Raw genomic sequence first — 20,692 nt, 5'->3', positions numbered from 1 at the left:
ACATGGATGATAAAGTCGGCTCGCTAGAAGTGGGTAAGTATGCGGATATGATCATCATTGATAGGGATCTGCTCAACACGCCATCAGACCAAGTGAGTGAAACGAAAGTGCTAAAAACCTATCTGGGCGGTCAAGAGGTGTACAGCGCGCCACTATAACCGCTAACCATGCCAATATGAGCGTAATAGACGCAGGTGCAAGCCTGCGTTTTTTTGTGGGATATGTATTGATAAAATGGGGTGGGAAGGGTGTAGAATGATGAGAGATGAATCTAAAGATTTCTGGAAAGGTAAGAAAGTGTATTATTTATATATTATCAGTGTGATATAACAGTAATAATTTTTGGATTTGCGAGATGTTATATTTCTAAGGGGTATATTTTGGAAGAGCACGCAAATATTTATTTTGACGAGTCAGGATTCACTGGGAATAGGCTACTGGATTCTCAACAGCCAATATTTAGTTACGCAGCTATTGCTATTTCTGAAAAAGATGCCAAGGATTTGGTAGAAAATATTATAAAAAAATATCAAATTCAAAACGGTGAGATAAAAGGTGGAAAGTTAGTCAAAAAAATTAAAGGTCGCAGAGCGATAGATGAGATATTAAATTCATTAAATGGGAAAATGAGAGTATCAGTTTCAAATAAAAAATATGCTTTAGCAGGTAAGTTCTTCGAATACATTTTTGAACCTTCTTTAGCAAAAAGTAGTTCTATATTTTACGGTATTAATTTTCACAAATTTGTTAGTAACATGCTCTATCTTGATTTCGTAAGAAATGAAGCATATGCAGAAGAAATATTTGAAGATTTTGAGCTTCTAATGAGGACTGGCGATTTTAATGATTTAAGCACTTTATTCAACTCAAAATTTACCGGTAAATTATCAAAAACTCTTGAATATGTATTTACTTTCGCTAAAAATAACAAAACGACTGTAGTCGAAGAAATTGATAGTTATATAGGAGAAGGATCAGGGAAGTGGAGTCTTGATCTCACAAATACGAGTCTGTATACGCTATTAGCTGATTGGGGACAAAGCTATAAGACTTTAACAGCATATTGCGATAAATCTAAGCCTCTAGAAGCAGATGGAGAGCTTCTGAATACAATGATTGGATGTACTGATAATATATTCTCAAGCTTTGGTGATAAAAGTCTTCCTATTACCTTCAATTTAACGGAATCTGTAAACTTAGTTGATTCAAAAGATGTTGCAGGAGTACAACTTGCTGATGCAGTTGCCGCAGCTTTTTCTTATGCATGTAATCCAGAGAACACTGATGAGTTTGCAGTGAAATGGCGTGGATTAATAGAAGATGTTGTGACTCATGGAAGTGTATTTCCAGATTTGATTCATGTAGATCCGTCGAGTTTAGAAGCACGAAGAAATGGAATGATTTTGCAAGAATTGGTTCGTCGATCAGAAAATGGTGAAGAACTTTTAGATGGAATCGAGTATTTTATCTATGAAGCGAATCATTTTTTAATTCATTCATAGTAATTAATCAAGTATAGCTAATATAGTAGTAATTTAAAAATAACCTATAAAGAGAACCCCATGACTACATCAAAAGTAACTTACCAAGGCGATTTGCGTACCACCGCCATTCATTTGCAATCAAATAATGAAATCATCACCGATGCGCCAACGGACAACCAAGGCAAGGGTGAGGCGTTTTCACCGACTGACTTGCTAGCGACCAGCTTAGCAAGCTGTATGCTCACCATCATCGGTATCAAAGCCCGTGATATGGAGATTGACCTTGCAGGGACGACGGCGGAAGTGACCAAAATCATGGCCGCTGACCCAAGACGCGTAAGCGAGATCCATGTCATCATCACCTTTAACAGTCAGCTTGATGATAGAACGCAAACCATCTTTTATAACACGGCCTTAGCTTGCCCAGTCGCCAAAAGTATCCACCCTGATATCACGCAGAACCTCACGTTCCGTACTGCGCATGCCCTTTAAGATGATGACAAAAACATTACTCATCGTCGCGCATGCACCATCGCCCAACACTGAACGCTTGGCGCAGGCGGCGTATGCTGGCGCGAATCATCCTGATATCGATATCAATGTGGTATTAAAATCGCCACAAGACACCCAGCCTGAGGATGTACTGACAGCCGATGCCTTAATCATTGGCACGACGGAGAATCTGTCTTATATGGCAGGGCTGACCAAGGACTTTTTTGATCGCTGTTATTATCCTGTGCTGGAACAAAAGCAAGGCATGCCGTTTGCGTTATATATACGCGCAGGGCATGATGGGACGGGTACCAAGCTTGCCATGCAGACGATCACAACAGGGCTACGCTGGTCATGGATACAAGAGGCGCTAATCTTGCAGGGCGAGTGGCAGGACAGCTTCGCTGAGCAAGTAGAAGAGCTTGCGATGACATTGGCGGCTGGGGTAGAGGCGGGTATTTATTAATACTGCCGATACTTAGGAGTATGGATAGCGCCCAATAGGAGGCCATTTGCACACGAATAATTTGGGCAATACCGATGTCAACCCACAGGAGACGCTGCCGTTTTCGCAGGCCTGTGCAAACAACCAGCAGCCGATCGTGTCGGTACTACAAACTGTTTTGGCCAGCTCTGAGCATGTGCTGGAGATTGGCTCTGGGACAGGGCAGCACAGTATTTATTTTGCGCCGCAGCTACCACACGTGGTGTGGCAGACCAGTGATTTGAGTGACAACCATGCGGCGATACGCGCTTGGCATGCAGCATATCCTGCGCCTAACGTGCGTGCGCCGCTCGTGCTAGATTTGGCGCAGCGCCATTTGCCGACAAGCTTAACCCATCAGCAGCCCTATGATGCGATATATACAGCAAACACACTGCATATCATCGCGTGGCCACTGGTCGAAAGTTTCTTTGCGCTGGCAGGTGATGCGTTGCCGCAAGGTGGCACGCTGGTGATTTACGGGCCATTTAATATCGATGGACAGTATACCAGTGCGGGCAATCGCCAGTTTGATACGTCACTACGTCAGCGTGGTACGGGTAGTGGTATTCGCGATATCGAAGCGGTGACTACGCTGGCGACGGGTCATGGTTTGAGTTTATCCCAAACTTATCAAATGCCTGCCAACAACCTGCTATTGGTGTTTAAAAAACAGCCAGCCTAACGTGTTCGTACGGTTATTAGAATTGCTATCCTTATTTCTTATCTTTCTCATAGGGGCATGCCCTATAGCCAGCATCAAAAAGGGTCATGCGACACTTAAGTGTTCAGCATGACCCTTTTACCTATCATCTATCGATACCACTGATTTAAGCCCAAGTGTAGACTAGGGCTGGTCAGGGTAAGTCTGTGCCAAAAAGTCCAAATAGCGCGCCCAAGAGCGCTCGTCAGCACGGGCATCATATCTGTCGCTACCGAACACGCTAAAGGCATGCGGCGCGCCGCTATAGGTGATCATTTCATGCGGTACGTTGGCGGTCTCTAATGTTTTACCTAAGGTGGCAAAGTCATCAAGCGATACCGACTGATCGGCTGAGCCATGAAAGACCAAAATCTCGCCTTTGGTATTGCTATAGTCTTGACGCGGCGGGGTGTCTAGGCCGCCATGAAAGGGGACAAAGGCTTTTTGCGCAACGCCCGATCGTGCCAACTCAAGTGCCACCGTCCCACCAAAACAATAACCCATCGTCGTGCCATTACGGACATCATTGCCCTCTACTCGTCCCGCATTGAGTGCGCCTTGGAGTATACGGCGCATTTTGTTGCGATCGTTATAGAGTTCTCCTGTCAAACGCTTGTTTTCTGCGATAGAAGTCGGGCGGATGCCTTGTCCGAACATATCAGCCGCCAAGACGTTATAGCCTTCGTTTGCCAACATATCAGCACGTGTGCGCTCATAGTCGGTCAGGCCATCCCAGTCGTGAATCAATAAAATAAAAGGGGCATTGGGTTTGTCGGCCTTAGCGTAATAACCTTCATAAGGCTGGTCATCAACCATATAGACCACGTTTTCAGTGGTGATGGCAGCGGCTGATTGGCTGACGATCAGCGCCATGGTGCCCAATGCAGCAGCGATGGGTAGAGTGCGGCGGGTGGTGGTTGATGTATGGGCTGTGTTTGCAGACGGTGACAACATAAAAGACCTCGTTATTGACAATGAGTAAAAGAAAAGATGAATAGTGGGTGTGGCAGTGTGTCTATTCATGTTGTTCACGTGCTGTTTTGGTATTGACGGCGGCCTACTGCCATCAAAAACAATCATAGACATCGACTATCGATAGTAGCACGGCGTCAAAAAAGTAAGACAGCGATTTTGGTGCGTGGATGCAAACTTTAACCAAACCTCAACAAGCTTTGGCATGTGTTTGTCATGGTTTTTAAGTAGTATGAATCACTAGTGAGCTTATGACGGTCTTAGTCAGTTTGATATTTACACATTGTCTAAGACATAAGTTTGCTAAAAAATATTTTATATAAACAATAACTTACCTAAAACAGCGCATATCAACAATAAATCAGCCAGGACATAATATGAAAAAGAATATCGATCATACTGACCCCGCTAAAGACATGAATCCAACACGTGGTCAGGGCGGCGAGACGCATCAGCAAGCTGGCGACGACACCAAAGTGTTGACCACCCAGCAAGGCGTGCCCATTGGCGACAACCAAAACTCGCTCAAGGCAGGCAGCCGTGGCCCAACACTGCTAGAAGACTTTGTACTGCGTGAAAAGATCAATCATTTTGACCATGAGCGCATCCCTGAGCGTATCGTTCATGCGCGCGGTAGTGCCGCCCACGGTTATTTTGAGCTGACTGAATCATTAGAAGATTATACGACTGCCAAAATTCTGACCGAGACAGGTACGCAAACGCCACTATTCACGCGTTTTTCTACCGTTGCGGGCAACAAAGGTTCTAAAGACACGCCACGTGATGTGCGCGGCTTTTCGGTAAAAGTTTATACCGACGAGGGCAACTGGGATATCGTGGGCAATAACATGCCGATTTTCTTTATCCAAGATGCCATTAAGTTTCCAGATTTGATTCATGCGGTCAAGCCTGAGCCAGATCGCGGTTTCCCGCAAGCAGCGTCTGCCCATGATACCTTTTGGGACTTTGTGTCACTAAGCCCTGAAACCATGCACAACCTGATTTGGCTGATGAGTGATCGCGGCCTACCGCGTAGTCTGCGTATGATGGAAGGTTTTGGTATTCATACCTACCGCTTGATCAATGCCCAAGGCAAAAGCACCTTTGTGCGCTTCCACTGGAAACCTGTCCTTGGCGTACAGTCCACCACGTGGGATGAAGCGGTAAAAATCTCAGGTGCGGATCCTGATTATCATCGCCGCGATTTGTTCGAGTCTATCGACAACGAAATGTACCCTGAATGGGAATTTGGTGTTCAGTTATTCACTGAAGAAGAAGCCGAGCAGTTCCCATTTGACCACCTTGATGCGACCAAGTTGATTCCAGAAGAATTGGTACCGGTTAAAATCATCGGCAAAATGGTTTTGAACCGTAACCCTGATAACTTCTTTGCCGAAACCGAGCAGGTGGCATTCTGCCCATCGCATGTGGTGCCAGGTATCGACTATAGTAACGATCCATTGCTCCAAGGCCGTCTGTTTAGCTACCTAGACACGCAGTTGTCACGCCTTGGCTCACCAAACTTTGCACAAATTCCAATCAACGCGCCAAAATGTCCGTTTGCCAACAATCAGCAAGACGGTCATATGCAGATGCAAGTGCCAAAAACGCGCGTGCTCTATGAGCCACAAAGCCTTGATCCAACGCGTCCACGCGAAAGTGACAAGCGTGGGTATGCTTCTTTCCATGAGCAGCTGGATGATGGCGTAAAAGGTCGTATCAGAGCCGAGAGCTTTGCCGATCATTATAGCCAGCCGCGTATGTTCTATCGCAGCCAGACTGACGCAGGCAAGGCACACATTGCCTCTGCTTATGCCTTTGAGCTGGGCAAAGTGGATACTGCCCATGTCCGTACGCGTATGCTGAGCCATCTGCCGCATATCGATGAAGACTTAGCGAACCGAGTGGCAAGCGCACTTGGTATGGAACTGCCAGAACCAGCAGACGCCGCCGCTCCTGTACAGGATCTTGGTACCTCAAAAGCGTTGCAAACCATCGGTATCTCACCGAAGAGCCTACAAGGTCGCTTGGTCGGTATCTTGGTTGCTGAAGGCTCCAGCCATAGCGAAGTTGAGAAGTTCGAGAAAGCCGCAAAAGAAGCGGGTGCAACCGTAAAAATCGTCGCGCCGAACAAAGAAGTGACGCTCGATGATGGCACGCATATCCAAACGGACGAGCGTTTGGCTGGCGCGCCATCGGTGCTCTTTGATGCGATTGTCAGCATCATTATGCATCCACCCGCCAAAAAATTGGCAATGGACGGTGCTGCGTTAGATTGGTTTAATGATGCTTATACGCATTGTAAAGCCATTGCGTATTGCCCTGCCACCGAAGAGCATATCTTAAGCAAGTTGCCCATTGAAAAAGATGCGTTCGTGACGCCATTGGATGATGTGGATGGCTTTATTGAAAACGCCAAAACCCGTCTATGGGAGCGTGAACCAAAGGTACGTGACCTTGCATAATCGCAAGCAATAACAAAGCGTCATGATATATTGAAACCATTATAAAAATGGTATAGCAAGATTAAACGTTATTTTGCGCAGCCTCTGGAGACGCAGTCACAGCAAGCAAGAAAAATAGCGTTTAATCGAGCGTGTTTCCTACACTGTATCAATTTTATTTAGGTTCTACTATACACCAATAAAGCCTCAGCCCTTGTGCTGGGGCTTTTTTAGCGCAAAAATACCACATAGCCCTTAAAGTGCGGGTTGTTTTCCAAAAATGCAGCCCCTTGCCACTGACCACCTTCAATCACACCAACCTTAAAATCAAAGGGTAAGTTTTCCAATCTGGTCAGATATTGCGCGTAATTCGGTAACGTGGTGGTGCCTTGATAGGTTTGTATCACCAACTCGTCGATGGCGTCATTGAGCTGAATAAATTGAGAGTCCTCGGCTTGGTTTGACCAATCCAGTAGCCCAGTCACACTCAATTGATAACGCGCAGGTAGTTGCTGCCGAATACTTCTAAGCAGTTGGGCATATTCATCTAATTGATAGGTTGGCGCGTCATAGTCTATTTGGATCCCCATGACTTGATTGCCTGCGCGCTGCCATGCTTTCAAACGACCAACAAGCTGTCCCATCACCTCACCTGACCACGTCTGACTGGTTGCACGATAGACCAGCCAGATTTTTTTATCACTCAAAGTGCGCACCCCTAACCCTTGCGGTGTTAGGGTGGCCTGTGATGCCTGAACGGTAGGGGTGTTGGTGCCGTTGGTACTGGCACTGGTACTAACATTGGTACTGGGTCGATAATAGGGCATATTGGGCGGACGTATTTCACCTTGTAAGAGATACAAGGTGTGTGCTTGGCTGATCTTGCTGTCCGCTCTGGGTGGTGTCCATATCCAAAACTGCTCATAATTGTCAGCAGCAATAACCGTATTGCCAATTGCTGCAGTCGCCGTATGAATAGGCTGAATGTTACTCAAAAGACTGGCCTCTGAGTGGGCTTGTTGGTTAGGCTCAGAGTGAGCAAGAAGAGGGCGGCTAGTGAGGTGCTGATACGCCAACGCCGCAACCATCATGATGATAAGCCCAACAAAGCCTAATACCGGCCGCTTATACTTTTGCTGATGGTTCATCACATCAATAGCCCTTTACCCTTACCAATAATATTTTTGATTTTTGGCCCAAGTCGTACGGCTAAAGTCTGATTTTAGACGTTGAAACCACGCTTTACGCACGGATAAATCAACGGGTTCACCGCCACACTGGTTGTTACCTGAGCTGGCAAAGCAGCCAATCGCACGATGCAGCGCATAGGCCGACAGCTCATCATCGCGACTGTTTGTAAATATGGCGCGGTACATATCCAGTCTATTGAGCGCCTGACCATCAAAACGACTGGGTATATCACCCAAGTAAGCATAGCGATAGCCTGAATCGCTGTCAGCAGAAGAATGATAAGTCTGGTCGGAATCTTCAAGATAGCCAGCCAGATTGGTATCATACATAAATTCGGTTAGACATAATTTTTGCAGTCTATCTTGTGGGTGTTGGCTCAGGTGCGTCACGGTCTGCTCTAAGCTTTGGCACTTGATACGGGGACTGATCTGCTTACCTTGCCAATTAAATTGACTAAAGGTAGGGAAGTGATTTAGAGCCTCATCCTCACTATCAAAGCCTCGATATTTTTTGGCATCTTTTGGCAAATAACGCTGCTGGTAGGTTAAATAGTCATTGTAACGTCCATGGATGAGTGATTTGGCAAGCAGTGCGTAACGCGCCTCTGCACCAATTGCGTCTGTGCTGGCATGATTATTCGCAATTTGTTTTAGCAGAGTGGGGCCTGCAGAATATGTTATCACGCGCATTTTTAGCGCTTGTGAGGTTATATTGGCGCGATTGCCAAACAATGCGCGGTAGTCATTGGTTTGATCAGCCTGTAGTGCTAATGCCAGCTCGGTTACTGTGTTTTGAAACGGTTGTTTGGGCAGCTGATGCAGCTGGTGCCACAGCGTGTTTGCTTCGTCTGTGCGGCCTATTTGCTGCAACGCTTTGGCTTTTAGCGCGTATTGGCTAAAGGTTAGGTATGACATCTTGCCTGTCGGCACCGTGGTGGGCAAATACTTTATGGCCCGTGCTGGATCGTCCTCTTGCACAAAGTAGTAGGTCGCGATGAGATACTGGTATGACTCCATGCTGCCTTTAAACTTAGGTTTTATACGCTGAAGTTCTGCCAATGTCATGGGTTTGGTATCGGAAAAAGGGTCAGCGGGTCTTAAACGGTAGAGAACAAAACTGGTCAGTAAGAGGGGGTCGCTAAGCTGGTTAATATCTGTGATCACATCAAAATCTGTAAAAAAGACTCTGCGTTCAATCTCTGCTGGCAATATGCGACTGTCAAGATTGAACAAGGTGGAACGTGGGTGATTGATTTGCCACTCAATCTCATCAACCAGCTTGTCTTGTTGATCTGAAAGCCAGTAGAGTCGGCGCTGTAAACCGCGCGCTGAAGCAATATAGCGCTCCTTTTTAAAGTGGCTCAGGTAGGTATCAATGGCTTTTTGCGTGCTGGCAACCAGTCTTTGATCAACGGCTTCGCTGTCATAGCGATAATCCCCCATGCCTTGCTGATAAATACGATTGATACCCGTGCGAATCAGCATGTAGTTTGCGGTATCAACCAGCCAAGCCAGTCCTTCGTTGTTACCCGCTTCAAGAGACGTCAAAGCACGATAGAGATTATGGGCACTGTTAAAGTCTGATTTTTTGCCTAAATAAAACAATTGCGTCGCCATAATATAGTCTGCATATGGTTGAGCATGGACGGACCATTTTAATGGAAAAATGGGCGTCTCCTCTACTGAGGCGGTGTCAAAATCGAACGAGTCATTGCATTCGCTGCGAATGGCGTCGCGGAACTGTATCAGTTGTGAGCGCTCCTCTGACGTCAGTGTCGTATCAAGTGTGAGCGCTTCTTCTAACGCCGCTTTGCCTGTATTAAAGCTATTACAATATTCGGCATAATAATTTTTTTCAGAAGGTTCTAAAAAATGCTGATTGGGATTTTGGATGGTATTGACTGCCGTTTGTCTTAACGTGCTCAAGTTAAGCGGAAAGTCATAATAATAGCTGCTAGTGTTTAGCGTATCAGGCACATCGAAGGTTATTAAGCCTTTGTCGGCAAGTAATAAATACAGATTGGTTTGGGTGTCATTGCCAGTATCTAGCGTGGGCGAGTTGATTTTGCATCCATTATAGTGTCGATTGTCTAATGAAAAATTCGCGCCACAGTATTCACCACCACCCGCTTGTGCGGCTATAGACAACCCCATCACGCCTGTTGTGCATAGCGCGACAACCAAACCCTTAGAGATAAGCGTTAAAAAAGGGTGGGTGGGTCGTTTCATAGTTTCTGCCGTCTTATTCATAGCCAACTCGTCAGCGCTTAGTTTGTTAGAGCCTATAATCATATCAGGATTTTATTTTAACCATGCCATATTTCTTGATAAAACTCAGCTTATGTGCTGAAGTTTTTAGTTTATAAGGAGCATTATTTGTGGTCACAAGCGTTCACCCAAAGCCCTGTTATCCCCTCGCTAGGGCGTTATACTAAAATAAGGCGTATACAAAGGGTGGGTAGGTTATCGCACAGGATGTGCAGGTAGCCTACAAGCGAACCGATAATAGATGAGAAGTGACGGATCAAGGATGACCGATGAGCACATGTGAGATTGTACGTTTGGATGGCTATATTCAAAGCATCTATCTGGCGGTATATGCAGACAAGCTGCTGCTACTTGATGGCTGCTGCCGTAGTGATGTGCCTATGGTGCTGACCTACATTCGCCGCACTTTGAACAGGCCAATCACTGATCTCAAAGTGGTGATGGTGTCACACATGCATCCTGATCATGCGGGCGGCGCACACAGGCTTAGAGTCGCCACAGGTTGCCTGATTGTTTCGTCTTCTAGGGCGCGGCAGTGGTATGCAGGGCTGGGCGGCCAGCTGATGCACATGGTCGATACGGGGCTTGCGCACTATGTTGCGCACCGCCAACAGCGGCCTGTCAAAAACTTGTGGTATCCTGCGCATTTGCACCCTGATATCACGGTCAATGATGGCGACCGCATTCCTGAGTTTGTAGAGTGGCAGGTGTTGGAGACTCCGGGTCATACTGACCGTGATTTGTCTTTTTTTCATCTGCCCAGTCGGCAAGTGTATACCGCTGATCTGATCATCAAACTGCGGCACAAATTTGTCGCGCCCTTTCCGATTTATGACCCCAAGACTTACGCCACCTCGCTACAAAAGATTAAAAACTTGCAACCGTCCAATGTGATGATGGCGCATGGGCGTGAGCTGGTGATTGATGCAGCAACATTTGATAAGCTGATTGCCGATGCTCCAAAAGAGCCACGTACCATCAAAGACACCATTTTGCACAAACTGTTGTGGCGCTCTGGAAAAAAATCCATATTTGGCTAATGGTAGCAGCGCTATATAAGAGCCACTCAAAAACGATTATGATGCAGTATTTTTAGCCCATGTAGGCGCTTCCGTTCAGATTGGGGGACATGCCTTCATAACGCATAAAAATGAAGCTGAATTTTAGGACAAAAAAAAGCCCAGTCAATAATCTGACTGGGCTTTCTTAAATATGGTGGGCCGACCGCGACTCGAACGCGGGACCAATTGATTAAAAGTCAACTGCTCTACCAACTGAGCTATCGGCCCTAAAAGGGTGTGAAAGAAAAAGTGGTGGGCCGACCGCGACTCGAACGCGGGACCAATTGATTAAAAGTCAACTGCTCTACCAACTGAGCTATCGGCCCTTACTCTTCTTTCTCGTTTAGATATTGTGTATCTCTAAACTTGAGAGCACATTATATATAGAATTATGAGAATTACAACCCTAAGTACTAAAAAAAGTGCCATTTGTGCAAAAAAAGCCTTTTTTGGCCAAAATCATAGCAAAAAGTGCGAATCAATCGCGAGATAGTGCCTCTACAGGGTCTAGTTTGGCCGCGTTACGCGCAGGTAAGAAGCCAAAAATAACGCCAATTAAGGTCGAACAGACAAAGGCGGCGATAATCGAGGTCGAGGAGTAGATGACTTTAAAGTTATCGCCAGCGACGCTGTTAATCAGTTCACCGATGGCAAAGGCCAGTCCGATACCCAAAAGCCCACCCAAAATACAGACCAAAATCGCTTCGATCAAAAACTGCTGCATGATATCGCTTTGTCTGGCACCCACAGCCATACGCACGCCGATCTCGTTGGTACGCTCAGTGACGGACACCAGCATGATGTTCATCACCCCAATGCCGCCAACAATCAAAGAAATGATGGCGATAGAGGAGATCAGCAGCGTCATTGTCGAGGTGGTCGCCTCGATGGTTTGTCTGATCGAGTCTGAGTTGCGCACGCGAAAATCTTCAGCACCGTGACGGCCTTCGATCAACTGCGAAATGGCAGATTCGGCAGCCGACGAAGAGATGTCATCGTTAATCAGTGCGACAAAGCTTTCGATATAGGCGCTGCCTTTGATGCGTGACATGATGGTGGTGTAGGGCATATATAAGGTGGGAGAGTCGCTGCTTGGGCCAAAACCACTGTCTTTTGGCGCTAATACGCCAATGACCCGTCCAGGGACACTACCGATTAATAATACTTCGCCGATGGGTGAGGGGTTGTCTGGAAAGAACGTTTTTTGGGCATTGTCATCTAAGATGACATCTTGGGTACGGCGCAAAATACTCTGTTTATCAAAGCCTTGGCCTTGTATCAAGGTTTCGCCCGTGACGCCCAAATAGTCTTTGCCAATACCGCTGATGTTGGCCGCTTCTTCAATATTACGATAGCGCACATTGCCGCTACTGTTGACTTGCGGGCTGACACTGACGACGTAGGGCTGGTCAGCAACCGCTTGCGCGTCTTCGGGCGTGAGGTTGTCATCACTATAACTGCGTCTGGGGTCACCCCACGGATAGCCGTCGGTGATGGTAATAGTGTTGGTGCCCAAAGAGCTGATGTTGGTCAAAATCTGCGCTTGGGAGCCTTTGCCCAGCCCCACCACTGAGACCACGGAGGCAATGCCGATGATGATCCCCAGCATAGTGAGCAAAGTACGCATTTTATGCGCCCGCATCGCCAGCAGCGACATTTTAAAGGCTTCAAGCAAGCGATCGATAAAGCTGCTAAACGCGCTTTTGCGATGTTTGCCCAAAATGGTCTCAGGCTGCTGCTCGTTGGCGTGATAATGCTCATTTTTGTAGTCGGCAATGATGTGACCATCTTTGATTTCGATCACGCGCTGGGCTTGGGCGGCGATATTGGGGTCATGGGTGACCATAATAATGGTGTGACCTTGCTCGTTTAACGATTGTAAGATTTGCATCACATCTTCGCCCGATTTGCTATCGAGCGCGCCCGTTGGTTCATCGGCCAAAATGATGTCACCGCCGTTCATTAAGGCGCGGGCAATCGATACCCGCTGCTGCTGACCACCTGAGAGCTGGCTTGGTCGGTTATTGACTTTGTCCGCCAGTCCCAAATCACCCAGTAGTTTTTTGGCGCGCAGCTGGCGAGCCTCACCATCCATACCAGCATAAACAGCAGGTACGGATACGTTATCACCTGCACTGATATCGCCGAGCAGATGATAGCGCTGAAAGATAAAGCCAAAATGCTCACGGCGCAGTTTGGCCAGCTCATCGGCATCAAGCCTACTGACAGATTGGCCAAATATTTGATAGTCACCTGCGCTGGCTTGATCCAAGCAGCCTAAGATATTCATCAAGGTGGATTTGCCTGAGCCTGACTGACCAATGATGGCGACCATTTCACCCTGATGGATGGTGAGGTTAATGTCGTGTAACACGCGAATGAGTTGCTCGCCTGCCTTAAATTCTCTAATGATGCCATTGACTTGTATCAACGGCACATCGGCTGCAGGGGCGGTGGTAAAGTCTTTGCTCATTTGGGTACTGCCTATGTCAATCAATATCAATGGCGAATCTGGACTAAGGATACCGTCAAATCAAAACGGCACTAGCAGTGCTCACAAGCTGCGAAAGGCAAGCGGTTTAGGAGGCTGCTAAGCGATATGAGGGAGACGCCCTAGAACGGTGGCCCACCTTTGCCAGCGTCTTCTTCCCCAAGGATGACCTCGTCGCCCTCAGTTAAGCCCGTCAAAATCTGCGCATTCACGCGGTTGTTGATACCGACAGTGATTGGTTGCTCGACCACTTGACCGTCTGCTTTGAGCACGCGCACCATGGCGGCTTTGCCATTATCGCTGCTGGTTGGGTTGTCCGTATTACTTTGGCTTTTAGTAGTTGGTTGTAGGGCAGCGGAGGGGATCAGTAAAGCGTCTTTGGCTTGATCGATGACAATATATACCTGCGCGGTCATATCAATACGAAAGCGGCGCTCTGGGTTGGGTACTTCGATATAGCCCACATAGTAGATGGCGGTATCGGTTGAGCTGGTATCGCTGATCACCTCTGGCGCAGGTTCGACCGCTTTGAGCGTCGCGTCAAATTTTTGGTCAGGATTGCCGATGATATTAAAATAAACGGGCATGCCTGCTTGGACGTTGATGACGTCGGCTTCCGAGATTTGCGCATTGATACGCACGGTAGAAAGATCGGCTAGGGTGACGATGGTCGGTGCCGTCTGATTGGCATTGACCGTTGAGCCTTGTTCTGTGGTGATCGAGACCACTGTGCCTGTCATGGGTGCACGAATGGTGGTATAACTGAGGTCTTCTTGCGCGGTGCTGACATTGGTTTGAGATTTGCGCAGCTCTGCTTGCTGGCTACTGATATTGGCGTCAGCCGTGGCGATGGCAGCGCGAGCAGTATCAATAGCGGCGCGTGCATTGTCAACCGCTGCCTTGGCGGTCTCGACAGCCGTGCCTTGGGTGTCATATTCTTGCTGGGAGATAGCATCAATAGCGAGTAGGGATTGCAGGCGAGCAAAGTCAGACTGTGCTTGCTTGAGCTCAGATTGGCGACTGGCCAAATCAGCAAAGGCGCTCTTGAGACTGGCCTCACGGCTTAAGCGATCCGCACGGGCACTTTGTAACGCGGCTTCGCTTTGCTCAAGGCTGGCTTGCTGGTTGTTTAAGGTATTCTTTTGGGTGACTTGGTCAATTTGGGCGATCAGATCACCTTTTTGTACCACGTCGCCGACCTCGACATATAGCCGTTTAACCTCACCTGAAACCTGCGAGCCGACATCGACAGTATTGAGGGCTTTGACCTTACCTGAGGCCATGACATTGTTTTCGATGTCGCCAATCTCAGCCGTTGCAGTCAGATAGTTGGGGGTGGTTTCTTCAGGGGTTAAAAAATTATAGGCCACAGCCCCTAGGGCTATGATAACAAGCGCGATCACGCCCCATTTTATAGCAGACTTTTTGCTTATTTTGCGCATGACGACTATCCAGTTACAGTGAAATCAAGTATGGCTATAGTAAAGGCTGGATAGCCAAAAAGAAATGATAATTAGTTTGCGAAAAGTTAAGCATTTGTCGTTGATATAGACAAAAATGTGTTTTAGGTGCTTGCCACTATTATTTGGCAGTAAACAGCGTTTGCCCTGACAATAGTAGCGCAGCTTGGAGTAACAGCTCCCACGCTGGCTGGCGAATGATGCCTTTAATGGCCTGATCGCAGCGATATAAGATGGCAGGCCACTCAGTGGTTTGAGCTTTTGACTGACGGCGGCAGGCTTGCTGGTATAGGCTTTGCTTACTGCGCCAAATGCCCAGCGCCTGCGGATCTTGACCATCAAGTAGTGCCATGATCTGGCGCATATCTTTACTGATTGCCCACAGCACCAGCGTGGTAGGCTCGTCAGTGGCTTTGAGTTGCCAGATGATGTTGACTACTTGTTGACTGTCACCCGCCAGCATCGCATCTGATAAATCAAACACGCTAAAGCGGGCGTCACTGACCAGCGCCGCTTGCAAATCATCGATGTCTAAAGCGACTTTGTTACCCGTTTCAGTAGTTTGATGGCTGGGCGGCACTGACGCATCGGGCGCATCGTTGCCCAACAAGGCTGGCGCAAACAGGTAGGATAAGCGCCACAAGGTTTGGTAAGCGCTGAGCAAGTGGTGCTGGGTGTGCGACATCAGCAGTTGCCACGCTTCTTGTGACAGCTGCAAGCCAAATTGCTGCGCTTGCAGTTGTAGCAGCTGGCGGCGCTGACGCTCGTCATATAAGTTGCAGTCAATCACATGGCCGTATTGCGCAAATGGGGTAAACCATTTACTGCTTTGACTACGGCGGTCTTGTTTGGGGGTAAGCCACAACAAGCTGTGCGTTTGAGCATCGGCTTGCGCAGCTTCCGCAAATTGTATCAGCTCAGTCAGCACGGCTTTGTCGGGTTTGTGATTGCCTGTCACGATCAGCGCGCTGGCATCATCAAACAGTGATAAGCTGCCAAGTTCGGACAACACTTCTTGCCAGCTTTTGACTGATACCAGCTCAATACGCTTAACGGCGTAATTGCGCGCGCGCCAGTGTGGCCGTAGCGCATCAATCAGCCATTGCTGTAGCAACGGCTCATCACCATGCGCGAGCCACAAACCAGCTACGGTGACATCAGACTGGAGCAGTTTGGGATAAGCTTGTATAAAGGTATCTTGCATAACAGGTAAGGTGACCGATGGTAAACAGAAATGAGGGGTTGGCTATCATAGATTACTGAAATAAATAACCGATCAATAAAATAGGCCAAGCACTGACGGGCAGCACTTAGCCTACAATAACAGATCACATCAGATAGGGATACTAACCGTCTGCATGCTACTTAGAGTCAGGGTCGACCACCACCGTGGTGGCAGGCGGCGCTACAGGCGCTGTTAATATCGGTTTGCTGGCAGGTACTGCAGTTGGTGCGATTTTGGGTAGACCAATGGCCACGTACTGATCGCTGATACGGCGCGCCAAGCTGTCATAGAGCCAGTCACGAATCTGAATCCCTTGTTGGTCATCGGTACTGACCGAGGCTTCATTGTACTGATAGCTGCGCGTGACCTGAGTGGGGTTGGTCAACGTCACGGGCTTACCGTTTTGTACCGTTTGGTACGTCACATCAGCAGACAAGACCAGCCGAATCTCAGTCAAGACCCCAACCAACTCATAGCGCTTAAAGCGTACGTTATCGACAGTGATGGTCGCGATAGGCTCATCACTGCTATTGCGGACACTAACAGGCGTTTGTCCTGTGGTCATCAGTGCCATGCTATCGACCACGTCAACGCCCAGCGCTTCTAGCTGGCGCGTTAACGGCAACTTTAGCGGAAACGAGGTGCGATCATCATCAATGACAATCGCCGTTTTGGCCGCATCAAAACGCATGGGCGCATCATAGCCGCGCAGATGAAAGCCGCAGGCACTCAGGCTGGCCGCAGTGCCCAATATGCTGAGCATTGGCAGCGCCGCACACAGCGCCGTAGCCATTTTTTTGCCCAGCTTTTTGCCCATCGGGTGCGGCAGCTGCTGATATGACATAATCGCGATCCTTGTAATGAAGATAGCCGCCAGCGTAACCTAGCCTGCCACCACGATATTGACCAGTTTGTTGGGCACGACGATCTCTTTTTTGATCTCGCCTGTGATGAATTTTGCCACGCTCTCAATACTGCGTGCTTGCGCTTTGAGCGCTTCAGGGTCGCTGTTTGGTGCCACATCCATTTTGCCGCGCATCTTACCATTTACTTGGATAACTATGGTGATGGTGTCCTGTACCAAGGCGGCAGGATCAACTGCAGGATAGCGGATGTCTTTGGTTTCCATACCCAGCGCTTCAAGCAGATGCTCGCCCACATGCGGTGCATAGACGGACAACATGATCAGTAAATCAATCAAGGCTTCATGCTTGACCTGCAAGTCTTGCTCTGAGGTGACACTAAAGCTGCTAAGCTCGTTTGCCAATTCCATCAAGCTTGATACAGGCGTGTTAAGCGCCAAACGCTCACCAAGGTCATGGTCAATCTTACCAATGGTTTCGTGCGTTTTGCGACGCAAGTCTTTTGCCGCGCGGCTCAGATCAGCGGCACTCAGTGCTTGCGAGTTAAATACTGCCAGCGGCGTTTCTGTACTGTTCAAGGCGTCAATATGCTCGCTGGCAATACGCCATACTTTTTTGATGAAGTTGTAGGGGCCTTTGAGCGCATCATCAGACCATTCTAGCGTCTGATCAGCAGGCGCGGTAAACAGCGTATACAAGCGCACGGTATCCGCACCGTATTGGTCGATGGTGGTTTGGGGGTCGACGCCGTTGTTTTTTGACTTAGACATCTTCTCGATTTTGCCGATGGTGACGGGCTGACCGTCCGCTTTGAGTGTGGCATTGATCGGCTGGCCGCGATCGTTGTATTCGATATCAACATCATTAGCAAAGTAGTAAGTGGTGCTGCCATCAGCATTGACGCGATGGAACGTGCCTGCTAGCACCATACCTTGGGTCATCAAGTTGGCAAAGGGCTCATCACCTGAGACCAAGTTTTCATCACGCATCAACTTGTGAAAAAAGCGGGCATAAAGCAAATGCATGACGGCATGCTCAACGCCGCCGACATACTGATCGACTGGCAGCCATTTGTTAGCGGCAGACTTGTTGACCATATTTTGGGTGTCATTTGGGCTGGCAAAACGCGAATGATACCAGCTGGACTCCACAAAGGTATCAAAGGTGTCGGTTTCACGCTCGGCAGGGTTGCCGCACTTAGGGCAGCTGGTGTTGACAAACTCTGGCAAGTTTTTCAGCGGGTTGCCGCGACCATCGGGTACGACGTCGGTTGGCAATACGACTGGCAAATCTTTTTCATCGACAGGCACGGTGCCACAATGCTCACAGTTGACCATTGGGATTGGACAGCCCCAATAGCGCTGGCGAGAAACGCCCCAATCGCGCAAACGGTACTGAATTTTTTTGTTGGCCAGTTTTTGCGGCGCAAGCTTATCGAGCATCGCGTCAAAGGCCTGCTCAAAGTTCATACCATCAAAGTCGCCTGAGTTGACCAAGGTGTTACGCTCGGTATAAGCTCGGTTGTCATCTGCCGCGCCATCTTCGGCCAGCGCTTCAAAGTAGCCCTCAGGGATATCGATGACTTGTTTGATCGGCAAGTTATATTTGCTAGCAAACTCATAGTCACGTTCGTCATGGGCAGGTACCGCCATGACCGCGCCTGAGCCGTAGCTCATGAGTACATAGTTGGCGACCCAAACAGGTACTTGCTCGCCTGTTAGTGGGTGGGTGACTGTCAAGCCAGTGTCCATACCGATTTTTTCGGCTTTGGCCAGATCTGCTTCGGCGACTGAGCCTTTTTTGCACAGGGCACAAAAATCAGCAATGATGTCATCGCGTTCGGCCGCGTACTGTGCCAAAGGATGCTCAGCGGCAACCGCAACATAGGTGACACCCATCAAGGTATCAGGGCGAGTGGTGAACACGTCTAGCGAGTTGCTTTGACCTTCAATCTCATAAGGGAAATGAACTTCCATCCCCGCACTACGGCCGATCCAGTTGCGCTGCATGGTCAACACTTCAGGTGGCCAGTGGCCCTCTAGTTGATCCAAGTCATCAAGCAGCTCATCGGCGTAGTCGGTGATGTTAAAATAATACATTGGGATATCGCGCTTTTCAACGGGTGCGCCACTGCGCCAGCCTTTACCATCGACCACTTGCTCGTTGGCGAGTACGGTATTGTCGACTGGATCCCAGTTGACGGTTGATAGCTTTTTATAGACCAAGCCTTTTTTATACAATTGCAAAAAGAGCCATTGTTCCCACTGATAGTACTCAGGGGTACACGTCGCAAACTCACGTGACCAGTCGATAGACAGCCCGAGCAATTTAAGCTGCGCGCGCATGTTGTCAATATTGGCAAACGTCCACGCGGCAGGCGGAGTTTGATTGGCAATGGCTGCATTTTCTGCAGGCAGGCCAAACGCATCCCAACCCATTGGCTGCATGACCTCATAGCCCTTGAGGCGATAATAGCGGCTTAACACATCCGAGATGGTGTAATTGCGCACATGACCCATGTGCAGCTTGCCGCTTGGGTAAGGGAACATAGAGAGCATGTAGCGGCTGGGCTTGTCGCTTGGCTCATTGTCGACTTCAAAGCGCTTGTCGTTTGCCCATTTGGCTTGCTGCGCGGCTTCTATCGCTTGCGGGTTGTAATAATTGTTGTCGATTTGGTCTGCTGTCACGGCATTGCTCATAGTTGGCTCGAAAATTAAGGTTTTGAAGGGTAATAGGAATACATTTAGATGGGATAGGATAGCGTAAATTGAGCAAAATTGCGATGGGAGCGAGCTAATAATAGCTGAGTAGAGCGTAGTCAATATGACCATAACAAGATAAAATATTTACTTCAATAAACAAATGTTATCAGTGTCAGCACCCACAATAGTATTATAAAATGATAATAAGGCGAAATATGCAAAAACCAGAGACAGGACAGGTACTACCGTATCCCATCGAACTGTACTTATCAAAAAAGACCATCGCATTCGTTATGGCCCTCGGTTTGCTGCTGTTTCCATTGTATTTTTATGGTCTGCCCTTGGCGCAAGAAGATAATGAGTGGGTGGCTGTATTATGTATATGGCTTTTCATGTTTTTTATTGTCATGGCTGTCATTGCCATATTAATGGCTTTGATCAAAGGCGAGCCGGTACTTCGTATTACAGACAGTGGGATAGATTTGCTGCAAGTATTGCGATGGCCACAGCAGAAAAAACTATTATGGCAAGACATTTATGATATAGATGTTGATCGCCGCGTTATCAAGCATAGTGAGATTTGGACGTTATTTATTCAGCCCAAACAGGGTAAAGCGATACAATACCCCATAAGGCCAATGAGATATAAAAACTGTATTTTGAACGAATTAGAAATTGTCAATACGGTCAACCTTGCCTTTGAAGGGAGTGCAGCGGTACATTATGAGCCTATAGAGATGGAGCGAATGAAGCTCATGACCAAAAAAGCCAAATATTTATCATTGGTATTGATTGTGCTGCTGTTGGCTGTTTACTTATTTGTGGTTTTTAAATAACGCGTCCGCTATCTTAA

Annotated in this window: 16 protein-coding genes and 2 tRNA genes; 8 read left to right on the top strand and 10 right to left on the bottom strand. The window is 47.9% G+C overall.

The annotated features are described in order from the left end of the window. Positions 1-2 precede the first annotated feature (2 nt). The 5 genes from ACFI32_RS11160 (at position 3) to ACFI32_RS11140 (ending at position 3,145) form a co-directional block, all read left to right on the top strand. Complete coding sequence (locus tag ACFI32_RS11160; protein ID WP_462626667.1) at positions 3-158, top strand: amidohydrolase family protein; 156 nt, start codon at positions 3-5, stop codon at positions 156-158. 222 nt (positions 159-380) lie between these two features. Further along, entirely contained in the window at positions 381-1,502 is a 1,122-nt protein-coding gene (locus ACFI32_RS11155) for a DUF3800 domain-containing protein (protein ID WP_462626661.1), read from the top strand. A gap of 60 nt (positions 1,503-1,562) precedes the next feature. Continuing rightward, the gene (locus ACFI32_RS11150) at positions 1,563-1,976 is read left to right on the top strand and encodes an OsmC family protein (protein ID WP_462626660.1); all 414 of its coding nucleotides are present in this window, start codon (positions 1,563-1,565) and stop codon (positions 1,974-1,976) included. A gap of 1 nt (position 1,977) precedes the next feature. Next, positions 1,978-2,442 carry a flavodoxin family protein gene (locus tag ACFI32_RS11145; protein WP_462626659.1) on the top strand — a complete coding sequence of 155 codons (465 nt, stop codon included), beginning with the start codon at positions 1,978-1,980 and terminating at the stop codon, positions 2,440-2,442. A gap of 46 nt (positions 2,443-2,488) precedes the next feature. Beyond that, the gene (locus ACFI32_RS11140; RefSeq protein WP_462626658.1) at positions 2,489-3,145 is read left to right on the top strand and encodes a DUF938 domain-containing protein; all 657 of its coding nucleotides are present in this window, start codon (positions 2,489-2,491) and stop codon (positions 3,143-3,145) included. 162 nt (positions 3,146-3,307) lie between these two features. On the opposite strand, the gene ACFI32_RS11135 is transcribed toward ACFI32_RS11140, so the two are convergent. Further along, the gene (locus ACFI32_RS11135; RefSeq protein WP_462626657.1) at positions 3,308-4,117 is read right to left on the bottom strand and encodes a dienelactone hydrolase family protein; all 810 of its coding nucleotides are present in this window, start codon (positions 4,115-4,117) and stop codon (positions 3,308-3,310) included. Between the two features lie 395 nt (positions 4,118-4,512). On the opposite strand from ACFI32_RS11135, the gene ACFI32_RS11130 reads away from it, so the two are divergent. Then, positions 4,513-6,600 (top strand): catalase, encoded by a 2,088-nt coding sequence (locus ACFI32_RS11130; protein WP_462626656.1) that lies wholly within the window; start codon positions 4,513-4,515, stop codon positions 6,598-6,600. A 209-nt stretch (positions 6,601-6,809) separates the two neighbouring features. On the opposite strand, the gene ACFI32_RS11125 is transcribed toward ACFI32_RS11130, so the two are convergent. After that, complete coding sequence (locus ACFI32_RS11125; protein WP_462626655.1) at positions 6,810-7,727, bottom strand: DUF3142 domain-containing protein; 918 nt, start codon at positions 7,725-7,727, stop codon at positions 6,810-6,812. Between the two features lie 21 nt (positions 7,728-7,748). After that, positions 7,749-9,998: a hypothetical protein gene (locus ACFI32_RS11120; RefSeq protein ID WP_462626654.1), complete on the bottom strand. Its 2,250-nt coding sequence runs from the start codon at positions 9,996-9,998 to the stop codon at positions 7,749-7,751. A 308-nt stretch (positions 9,999-10,306) separates the two neighbouring features. Here ACFI32_RS11120 and ACFI32_RS11115 point away from each other — a divergent pair, with 308 nt between their 5' ends. Continuing rightward, complete coding sequence (locus ACFI32_RS11115; RefSeq protein ID WP_462626653.1) at positions 10,307-11,077, top strand: MBL fold metallo-hydrolase; 771 nt, start codon at positions 10,307-10,309, stop codon at positions 11,075-11,077. A 173-nt stretch (positions 11,078-11,250) separates the two neighbouring features. Here ACFI32_RS11115 and ACFI32_RS11110 read toward each other — a convergent pair. The 7 genes from ACFI32_RS11110 to leuS form a co-directional block, all read right to left on the bottom strand. Further along, a tRNA-Lys gene (locus ACFI32_RS11110) sits at positions 11,251-11,326 on the bottom strand. Between the two features lie 22 nt (positions 11,327-11,348). Further along, positions 11,349-11,424: transfer RNA gene (locus ACFI32_RS11105), tRNA-Lys, on the bottom strand. Positions 11,425-11,576: 152 nt separating this feature from the next. Next, the gene (locus ACFI32_RS11100; RefSeq protein WP_462626652.1) at positions 11,577-13,571 is read right to left on the bottom strand and encodes a MacB family efflux pump subunit; all 1,995 of its coding nucleotides are present in this window, start codon (positions 13,569-13,571) and stop codon (positions 11,577-11,579) included. Positions 13,572-13,711: 140 nt separating this feature from the next. Beyond that, positions 13,712-15,031: an efflux RND transporter periplasmic adaptor subunit gene (locus tag ACFI32_RS11095; protein ID WP_462626651.1), complete on the bottom strand. Its 1,320-nt coding sequence runs from the start codon at positions 15,029-15,031 to the stop codon at positions 13,712-13,714. Positions 15,032-15,170: 139 nt separating this feature from the next. Next, positions 15,171-16,253 (bottom strand): DNA polymerase III subunit delta, encoded by a 1,083-nt coding sequence (gene holA, locus ACFI32_RS11090; protein WP_462626650.1) that lies wholly within the window; start codon positions 16,251-16,253, stop codon positions 15,171-15,173. Between the two features lie 157 nt (positions 16,254-16,410). Next, on the bottom strand, positions 16,411-17,118 hold the full coding sequence (locus ACFI32_RS11085) for an LPS-assembly lipoprotein LptE (protein ID WP_462626649.1): 708 nt from the start codon (positions 17,116-17,118) through the stop codon (positions 16,411-16,413). Between the two features lie 39 nt (positions 17,119-17,157). Then, positions 17,158-19,836, bottom strand: a complete 2,679-nt coding sequence (leuS, locus tag ACFI32_RS11080) for a leucine--tRNA ligase (protein WP_462626648.1) — start codon at positions 19,834-19,836, stop codon at positions 17,158-17,160. A 344-nt stretch (positions 19,837-20,180) separates the two neighbouring features. On the opposite strand from leuS, the gene ACFI32_RS11075 reads away from it, so the two are divergent. Then, positions 20,181-20,675: a hypothetical protein gene (locus tag ACFI32_RS11075; RefSeq protein WP_462626647.1), complete on the top strand. Its 495-nt coding sequence runs from the start codon at positions 20,181-20,183 to the stop codon at positions 20,673-20,675. Positions 20,676-20,692 lie beyond the last annotated feature (17 nt).

The sequence above is a fragment of the Psychrobacter sp. PSi21 genome (genome assembly GCF_054960615.1).
The sequence above is the reverse complement of the archived record's forward strand: the minus strand, read 5'-3'. Positions and strand labels throughout refer to the sequence as shown.

Coding starts and splice junctions, on each gene's coding strand:
- ACFI32_RS11160 (WP_462626667.1), top strand. CDS start 3: ATGGATGATAAAGTCGGCTCGCTAGAAGTGGGTAAGTATGCGGATATG.
- ACFI32_RS11150 (WP_462626660.1), top strand. CDS start 1,563: ATGACTACATCAAAAGTAACTTACCAAGGCGATTTGCGTACCACCGCC.
- ACFI32_RS11145 (WP_462626659.1), top strand. CDS start 1,978: ATGATGACAAAAACATTACTCATCGTCGCGCATGCACCATCGCCCAAC.
- ACFI32_RS11135 (WP_462626657.1), bottom strand. CDS start 4,117: ATGTTGTCACCGTCTGCAAACACAGCCCATACATCAACCACCACCCGC.
- ACFI32_RS11130 (WP_462626656.1), top strand. CDS start 4,513: ATGAAAAAGAATATCGATCATACTGACCCCGCTAAAGACATGAATCCA.
- ACFI32_RS11125 (WP_462626655.1), bottom strand. CDS start 7,727: ATGAACCATCAGCAAAAGTATAAGCGGCCGGTATTAGGCTTTGTTGGG.
- ACFI32_RS11120 (WP_462626654.1), bottom strand. CDS start 9,998: ATGAAACGACCCACCCACCCTTTTTTAACGCTTATCTCTAAGGGTTTG.
- ACFI32_RS11115 (WP_462626653.1), top strand. CDS start 10,307: ATGAGCACATGTGAGATTGTACGTTTGGATGGCTATATTCAAAGCATC.
- ACFI32_RS11100 (WP_462626652.1), bottom strand. CDS start 13,571: ATGAGCAAAGACTTTACCACCGCCCCTGCAGCCGATGTGCCGTTGATA.
- ACFI32_RS11095 (WP_462626651.1), bottom strand. CDS start 15,031: ATGCGCAAAATAAGCAAAAAGTCTGCTATAAAATGGGGCGTGATCGCG.
- holA (WP_462626650.1), bottom strand. CDS start 16,253: ATGCAAGATACCTTTATACAAGCTTATCCCAAACTGCTCCAGTCTGAT.
- ACFI32_RS11085 (WP_462626649.1), bottom strand. CDS start 17,118: ATGTCATATCAGCAGCTGCCGCACCCGATGGGCAAAAAGCTGGGCAAA.
- leuS (WP_462626648.1), bottom strand. CDS start 19,836: ATGAGCAATGCCGTGACAGCAGACCAAATCGACAACAATTATTACAAC.